The 7,471-nt window shown below is 45.7% G+C and carries 8 protein-coding genes; 5 read left to right on the plus strand and 3 right to left on the minus strand.

The genetic code is table 11. The features are described from left to right. Positions 1-226 precede the first annotated feature (226 nt). The 3 genes from RYL88_RS10040 to RYL88_RS10050 form a co-directional block, all read right to left on the minus strand. Positions 227-1,597 (minus strand): cation:dicarboxylase symporter family transporter, encoded by a 1,371-nt coding sequence (locus tag RYL88_RS10040; protein WP_314390209.1) that lies wholly within the window; start codon positions 1,595-1,597, stop codon positions 227-229. Positions 1,598-1,686: 89 nt separating this feature from the next. After that, positions 1,687-2,181: a peptidylprolyl isomerase gene (locus RYL88_RS10045; RefSeq protein ID WP_314991002.1), complete on the minus strand. Its 495-nt coding sequence runs from the start codon at positions 2,179-2,181 to the stop codon at positions 1,687-1,689. Between the two features lie 14 nt (positions 2,182-2,195). Beyond that, positions 2,196-2,903, minus strand: a complete 708-nt coding sequence (locus RYL88_RS10050) for a YebC/PmpR family DNA-binding transcriptional regulator (RefSeq protein WP_314991004.1) — start codon at positions 2,901-2,903, stop codon at positions 2,196-2,198. 117 nt (positions 2,904-3,020) lie between these two features. On the opposite strand from RYL88_RS10050, the gene RYL88_RS10055 reads away from it, so the two are divergent. The 5 genes from RYL88_RS10055 to lgt are packed head-to-tail and all read left to right on the plus strand — an operon-like array spanning position 3,021 to position 7,348. Continuing rightward, positions 3,021-3,575, plus strand: a complete 555-nt coding sequence (locus tag RYL88_RS10055; protein ID WP_314991006.1) for a GNAT family N-acetyltransferase — start codon at positions 3,021-3,023, stop codon at positions 3,573-3,575. Continuing rightward, positions 3,572-3,775, plus strand: coding sequence for a heavy-metal-associated domain-containing protein (locus RYL88_RS10060; protein ID WP_314991008.1), 204 nt, complete (start codon positions 3,572-3,574; stop codon positions 3,773-3,775). Before RYL88_RS10055 ends, RYL88_RS10060 begins: the two co-directional genes overlap by 4 nt. Next, positions 3,775-5,934, plus strand: a complete 2,160-nt coding sequence (locus tag RYL88_RS10065) for a cation-translocating P-type ATPase (RefSeq protein ID WP_314991011.1) — start codon at positions 3,775-3,777, stop codon at positions 5,932-5,934. Before RYL88_RS10060 ends, RYL88_RS10065 begins: the two co-directional genes overlap by 1 nt. Positions 5,935-5,978: 44 nt before the next feature. After that, the gene (locus RYL88_RS10070) at positions 5,979-6,536 is read left to right on the plus strand and encodes a hypothetical protein (protein ID WP_314991013.1); all 558 of its coding nucleotides are present in this window, start codon (positions 5,979-5,981) and stop codon (positions 6,534-6,536) included. Further along, positions 6,533-7,348, plus strand: a complete 816-nt coding sequence (gene lgt / locus RYL88_RS10075) for a prolipoprotein diacylglyceryl transferase (protein ID WP_314991015.1) — start codon at positions 6,533-6,535, stop codon at positions 7,346-7,348. Before RYL88_RS10070 ends, lgt begins: the two co-directional genes overlap by 4 nt. Positions 7,349-7,471 lie beyond the last annotated feature (123 nt).

Below are 7,471 nucleotides of genomic sequence, written 5' to 3' on the forward strand. Positions count from 1 at the left end.
CACAAAATTTTTATCAAAAGCTTTTTGGAATTTAACGGAGTTAAATTTGATGAAAATACCCAAAAGGGCGGATTTTTAAAAAGAGGAAAAGACGAAATCGTAGCTAAATTTGACAAAGAGCTTTTGATCGAATTTGACGATAAGGGTAGGATTTCGGGATTTAAATACGAATTTTAGTTTGAGCGGTTTGAGCGAGGCGATGAGCTAAAAGCTCGTCGCCTTAAATTTACGAATGGAAGTGAAACTCGTCAGGGTGATCGAGCGCGTAGCGGAATTTCTCCATATCTACTTTTTTATCCCAGATCGAGATGATTAGGCAGCCTACGGCGTTGCCGCAGAGATTTCCTACCGCGCGCATCTCGGACATAAATTTATCCACGCCAAGCAGTACCGCAACCGTAACTACGGGGATACCTGCACTAGGAAGCGCGGCAAGCGTACCGGCAAGCACGATAAATCCGGAACCCGTGACGCCCACTGCGCCCTTGCTAGTTACCATCAAGATGATGAGAATTTGTATCAGATGCTCGATGCTTAGCGGGATACCGAAGGCCTGAGCTAGGAAAATAACGCTAAGCGACAAGTAGATGTTCGTGCAATCAAGATTAAACGAATATCCAGTCGGTATGATAAGCCCGACTGCGCCTTTGTGGATGCCCGCGGCTTCTAGTTTTTGCATGAGCGGAGCTAGCGCGGTTTCGGAGGAACTCGTCGCAAATACGATCAAGACTTCTTTTGCGATGAAGCGCATAAATTTAAAGATATTGACCTTCGCAAAATAGCAAATCGCGCCGAGAACTACGAAGATAAAAAAGCAGCTCGCAAGCGCCATAACAAAAAGCAGCTCAAGCATGCCTATTAGCGAGCCGATGCCGAATTTACCTATCAAATACGCCATCGCCGAAAACGCCGCGACGGGGCTAAATAGCATCAAAATCGTAAGTAGTTTTAGCACCCAGTGCTGAATTATCTCAAGTGGTTTTAGGATTTTGCTTTTATGATCGTGTTTTAAAAAAGATATAATAACCGCCGTTACGATCGCCATAAATAGCACTTGCAGCGTATTTGACTTGATAAACGGATCAAGCAGATGTACGTAAGGGAAGATGCCGTCTACCGGCACCGCGCCGCGCAAAATATGAAGCGTATGGGCTATGAGCCCGCTATTTGCGTCTATGCTCGAGGCTTGGCTCGTAAATTTTTCCACGCTAGAGGCGTCAAGCTGCGTATAGTCAAGGTGCATATCATGCCCTGGTTTTAGCGTTTCGCCGAAAATTATACCCACGGCTAGCGCGATAGTGCTTACGACCTCAAAGTAAATAAATCCTTTAAGCCCGATAGAGCCTAGATCTTTCATACTCTCAAGCCCTATGATGCCCGAGACTATCGTTAAAAAGATGATAGGGCCGATGAGCGCTTTTAGGGCTTTGATAAAGTAATCGATACCGGGCTTGCTCTGTATGCCTAAATCCGGGAAAAATACGCCCACGGCGATACCCGCGACGATACCGAAAATTACCCAAAACGCGAGATTGGTAAGTAGTCTAACTATAAAAGGTTTTTGCGGCTTTGCCGCGATTGAAGCGTTTTGATTCAAGAAATATCCTTTAAAATTTTAATAAATCGCATAATAACGAAACCGCGCGGATTATCAGAGCTCAAACTGCCGCCCGATTTTTATTAAATTTACAAACTCTCTAAAATTTCGACAGAGTTTATCTTATCGCCTTGCTTGATGTTATCTAGAGTCTTTAGGCTAGGCTCGTCCACGATCTGTCCAAACACCGTATGTACGCCGTCGAGGTGCGGCTGCGCGCTGTGACAGACGAAAAACTGACTGCCGCCCGTATCGCGTCCGGCGTGCGCCATAGATAGCGTCCCTCGCTTATGCTTATGTTTTTGACCTACGCACTCGCATTTGATGCGCCAGCCAGGCCCTCCGGTACCCGTGCCGTGCGGACAACCGCCCTGAATCACGAAATTTGGGATCACGCGGTGGAAATTTAACCCGTTGTAAAAGCCGCTTTTGGCAAGAGTGGCAAAATTCGTCACCGCCTGCGGCGCTTCGTCGCCGTAGAGCTCGAGCTTCATATCGCCCTTTTCCGTATGGATCACGGCAAATTTGAGCTTAGCAAGCTCGGCCGCGTCGATGTCGTAGATTTTTAGTTCGTCGTTTCTCATTTCGTTCCTTAAATTTATTCGATATTAGTATAAACAGCTTGTACGTCGTCGTCGTCTTCGAGCTTATCAAGCAGTTTTTCTACCTCGCTCATTTGCTCTTCGTTTAGGCTTACGGGCGAATTTGCGATGTATTGCAGGCTAGCTTTTTTAGCCTCTAATCCCAGCTTTTCGATACCTTCGCTAAGAGTTCCGAAGCTCGCGTAATCGCCGTAGATATAAAGCACGCCGTCTTCCTCCTCGATCTCGGTTAGACCAAAGTCGATGAGCTCTAGCTCGATCTCGTCAAGCTCCTTTGCGGGCATATCAAGCTCAAAAACGCTCTTTCTCGTAAACATGAAATTTAGGCTTCCGCTAGGCAAAATTTCGCCGCCGTTTTTGCTAAATATCGCTTTGACGTTTGCGACCGTGCGAGTCGGGTTATCGGTAGCGCACTCTACAATGATTTGCACGCCGTGAGCGCCCTTGCCGTCGTAAAAGATAGTCTTGATATCCGCGCTATCCTTACCGCTGGCGCGTTTTATCGCCGCGTCGATGTTATCTTTTGGCATATTTTGCGCTTTGGCCGCTGCTATCGCGGCGCGAAGTTTCGGGTTCATATCAGGCTCGGCGCCGCCCTCTTTGGCCGCTACTGTTATGGCTTTTGCGAGTTTTGGAAAAACCTTACTCATCTTGTCCCAGCGCGCTTCCTTCGCGGCGCGCCTATATTCAAACGCTCGTCCCATTTCGTTCCTTTAAAAATTTTTTCCCAATTATATCTAAAAAAATTTTGCATTTTTTTAAAAACGCGAGGTTTTGAGCGTATTAGCAAAAAATTTAGCTTTCAGTCCTATAATCCGCGTATGATTTTAAATGCCCGAAAAGACGACGCCGCGCGCTGCATAGAGCTGCTAAATTTAGCCATGGAGGACATCGCTTTTACGCTTAGCGGCGTGAGCGATCCCGTTAAGAGCGATGAAATTCTGCATAAATTTTTTAGAAGCGAGATAAACCGCCTAAGCTATAACAACGTTTTTGTTTTCAAATTTGACGGCGAGATCGCGGGGGCGATTTGTGCTTACGACGGAGGTGAGATCGAAACGCTAGATGGGCCCATTAGGACGCATTTGCGAGAGCTTGGTTTAAATAAATTTCCGCAGACTGAGTGCTTCGCGGATGAGCTATATATCGATAGTCTTGCCGTGGACGAGAGATTTCGCGGACGAGGCATCGCAAAAGAGCTGATCAAATTTATCTTCACTCTCGCACCAAAACGAAATATCAAAAAAGTAGCTCTCATCGTCGATGAAAAAAAGCCTAAAACCATGGCTTTTTACGAGCGTTTGGGCTTTGAGACCGACTGCGAAATGATCATAAATTCTCACAAATACTATCATATGACAAAGGAGATAAAATGACTAAATTTAAGGTTGCTAATATCCACTGCGAAAACTGCGCAAACACCATAAAAAACGCTCTTGAGGACGAATACGGCGAGATAAAGGTCGATCTTAGCGTAGAGCCGAGGGTCGTGAGCGTAAATTTAGACGGCAAGGACGAGGCGAAATTTAAAGAGGAGCTGGATGATTTGGGATTTAGCGTCATAGAGAAAATTTGATGCAAAATATCAAACTAAACATCGCGGGTATGACCTGCGTAAACTGCTCAAACGCCATCGAGCGCGTAACTAAAAAAATAGCCGGCGTGATAGACGCGAAGGTTAGCTTCGCAAACGGCTCGGGCGAATTTATCATAGAAAACGCCGAAGTACAAGCCGCGATAGAGGAAAAAATAAAAAAACTAGGCTACGGTGTGGCAAAGGATTTGGCGGAATTTGAGGCTAAGCGCGAGAAGCATATCTTAAATTTACGCCGAAATTTCCTAGCTGCGGCGGCTTTTAGCGCGGTGATCATGGCGCTTGAGATGAGCGAGCAGCCAAGCGCGGCAAAATCAGCTATCATGCTGGTGCTTGCCTTTATCACGATAGCTACGTGCGGGCGGGACTTTTTCATCCATGCTTACGGCGCGCTAAAAAATAAAAACTTCGATATGAACGTACTCGTCGCGCTGGGAACAAGCACGGCGTTTGCGTATTCGCTGGGGGTTTTTATCGCGGGCGAGCACCTACCCGAAAACATGCGCCACCTCTACGTCTCGGGCGCAGCCATGATAACGGCTTTCGTGCTGCTGGGTAAATTTTTAGAAGAGCGCTCAAAAACCCGCGCGGGCGATTATATAAAATCGCTCATGAATATGTCGCCAAAGACCGCTCTCGTACTACAAAAAGACGGTAGCGCGCTAGAAGTTGATGCCGCGAGCCTAAAAATAGGCGACATCGCGGTCGTAAAGAGCGGCTACGCGGTGCCTTGCGACGGAGTCGTGATAAACGGCGGCGCGGAGATCGATACCTCGATGCTAACGGGCGAGAGCTTGCCCGTCTATAAAAAACAAGGCGACGAGGTCAATGCCGGGACCATAAATTTAAACGGCTACATCAACGTAAAGGTTACAAAGCTCGCTAATCAAACGCTTTTGTCGCAAATTTTAGAGCTTTTAAGCGATGCGTCGAGCAAAAAGATGACTATTAGCCGCTTTGCCGACCGCGTGGCAAATATCTTCGTGCCTATCGTGATAGCTATCGCCGTCGTTACGTTTTTTGCGTGGTTTGCGCTTACGGGAAATGCGCTTCAAGGCGTGCTAAGCGCGGTTTGCGTGCTGATTATCTCGTGTCCTTGCGCGCTGGGGTTAGCTACCCCGATAGCTATCGTCTCCTCGCTATCTCTAGGCGCTAAAAACGGAATCCTAATTAAAAATCCCGAGGTTTTAGAGGTTCTTGGCGGCGTAAAATACGCGGTATTTGATAAAACCGGAACGCTAACCAAGGGCGAAATTTCGGTAAATTTTACCGATATAAACGATGAAAATTTAGCCAAAATCGCCGCGCTAGAGGCCAAAAGCTCGCATCCGATATCTGCTGCGATCGTTAGATACGCAAACGAGCTAGGGCTTAAAATTTTAGGCGATGAAAAGGGCTTTGAAAATATTGCCGGACGCGGCGTAAAGAGCGACGATGATAGCGTGATAGCAGGCAACGAGGCATTTTTGAGCGAGCTTAGCGTGCAGATAAGCGCGCAGGCCAAGGAGCAAATCGCCAAAACGCAAAACGAAGGAAATGGCGTAATACTTGCGGCCGTGGATAAAATTTACGTTGGATTTATAGCGCTTAGCGACAGGGTAAAGGACGACGCCGTGCAGGCTATCCAAAGCCTAAAAAACGCCGGTATAACGCCCGTGATGCTAACGGGAGATAACGCCTTCACCGCTAAAAACGTGGCTGGCAAGCTGGGCATAGAAAAGGTCTTTGCCGGTATGCTGCCTAATGAAAAATTTGAAACGATAAAACGCTTGCAAGAAGAGGGTGCGGTGCTGTTTGTCGGCGACGGTATCAACGATGCCGCCCCGTTAAAGCAAGCAAATGTGGGCATCGCGATGAGTAGCGGCGCGGATATCGCAAAAGAGGCCGGCGACGTAGTGCTAGTAAAAAACGATCTAAAAAGCGCGGTATCTACGATAAATTTGGCCAACGAGACGATGAAAACGGTAAAACAAAATTTGTTTTGGGCGTTTGTTTATAACGCTGTTTGCATCCCCGTCGCGGCCGGAGTTCTAGCGCCGTTAGGACTCATGCTAACGCCTGTTTACGGTGCTGCTGCGATGTGCTTTAGCTCGGTTACTGTCGTGTTAAATTCGATCAGATTACGATTTAAGCAAATCTAAAATTTAGCCTAAATTTTGTAAAATCCCGCAAAAAAAGGAAAATGATGAATTTAGGTAAATTTTACGCTGTGATCGCAAGGGTATTTGCGCTAAATTTCGCTCTGCCGCCGAGCGCGAAGCTTTTTAGCGAGCTAAATAAAAATCCAAAATGGATAATAACAAACGATAGCGAAGCAAACGCCAAAGGACGCGCGCTATACGAGGAGTCGATAAAGGGCGAAAGCATCGAAGATATCGCGAAAGACTTTGCGAATTTGAAAAAATATTTTAACGCGGAGTTCTTTTTTGAAGGCGATAAGGCAAGGCTTGATGGCTTTTATAAAAAGTGCAAATTTAGCCCGAATTTAAATATCAGTGCAGTTGATAGCCTCACGAACGAACTTTCGTTTTTTTCGTGGATCGTCGAGCTAAAACAAGACGAGCTAACGAAGGAAATTTTAGGCGTTTTGCTAAGCTCGTATCTGCTACCGTACGCCAAAAAACTAGCTCCGGTCCTGCAAAGCGAAGCGAAAAGTAAATTTTACCGCGCGATGGGCTATCTTTTCGAGGATTTTGCGAGCGGTATCGAAAATACGCTAAAAGTGAGAGTCGTGCCTAGATGAGTTGGTGGAACGACTTTTATATAAATTTTAATCCCGTCGCGTTTGAGCTGTTTGGCATCAAGGTGCACTGGTACGGGATAATGTACGTCCTAGCGCTTTTGGTGGCACTTTGGATGGCTAAATTTATCGTCAAACACGATAAAATCGCTATCTCAAACTCCATACTCGATAATTACTTTTTCTGGGTGGAAATCGGCGTGATACTGGGCGCAAGGCTCGGCTATATCGTCATTTATGATCCAAATACCGCTTATTATCTCACTCATCCTTGGCAGATTTTTAACCCCTTTCACAACGGCGAATTTGTCGGTATCCGAGGCATGAGCTATCACGGCGCGGTGATCGGATTTTTGATAGCGACGTGGGCTTTTTGCCGTAAATTTAAGCAAAATTTGTGGCAGCTTTTAGACCTTGTCGCGCTTAGCATTCCGCTTGGATATTTTTTCGGCCGTATCGGAAATTTTTTAAACCAAGAGCTATTCGGTCGTATCACGGATGTCTCATGGGCGATCAACGTCGCGGGACAGATGCGCCATCCTTCGCAAATTTACGAAGCCGTTTTAGAGGGGCTTGTCGTTTTTGCTATTCTTTTTATTTATAGACGATTTAAGAAATTCGACGGCGAGCTTATCGCTCTTTATGCCATACTTTATACCTTTTCCAGATTTGTCTGCGAGTTCTTTAGAGAGCCTGATTTTGGGTTGGGTTTCGTATTTTTAAATTTATCAATGGGACAAATTTTATCTCTTTTAATGCTTGCCTGCGGTATTTTACTTTATATAATCTTAAATAAAAAATATACAAATTTTTAAAAAGTTTTTAAAGTAATTTACGCTACTATTAGATCGTTTTTTTAGTATCATGGTTTAAATTATTTTTAAGTTATGATAACGCATTTCAAATTTAGGAGGGCTCATGAGTGGGCTAATCGAGGG

The organism is uncultured Campylobacter sp., assembly GCF_963517995.1.
Lineage (GTDB): Bacteria > Campylobacterota > Campylobacteria > Campylobacterales > Campylobacteraceae > Campylobacter_A.

What these genes read in the sequence shown, in the direction of transcription:
- RYL88_RS10065 (WP_314991011.1), top strand. Translation starts at nt 3,775, where the DNA reads ATGCAAAATATCAAACTAAACATCGCGGGTATGACCTGCGTAAACTGC.
- RYL88_RS10070 (WP_314991013.1), top strand. Translation starts at nt 5,979, where the DNA reads ATGAATTTAGGTAAATTTTACGCTGTGATCGCAAGGGTATTTGCGCTA.
- RYL88_RS10045 (WP_314991002.1), bottom strand. Translation starts at nt 2,181, where the DNA reads ATGAGAAACGACGAACTAAAAATCTACGACATCGACGCGGCCGAGCTT.
- lgt (WP_314991015.1), top strand. Translation starts at nt 6,533, where the DNA reads ATGAGTTGGTGGAACGACTTTTATATAAATTTTAATCCCGTCGCGTTT.
- RYL88_RS10050 (WP_314991004.1), bottom strand. Translation starts at nt 2,903, where the DNA reads ATGGGACGAGCGTTTGAATATAGGCGCGCCGCGAAGGAAGCGCGCTGG.
- RYL88_RS10060 (WP_314991008.1), top strand. Translation starts at nt 3,572, where the DNA reads ATGACTAAATTTAAGGTTGCTAATATCCACTGCGAAAACTGCGCAAAC.
- RYL88_RS10055 (WP_314991006.1), top strand. Translation starts at nt 3,021, where the DNA reads ATGATTTTAAATGCCCGAAAAGACGACGCCGCGCGCTGCATAGAGCTG.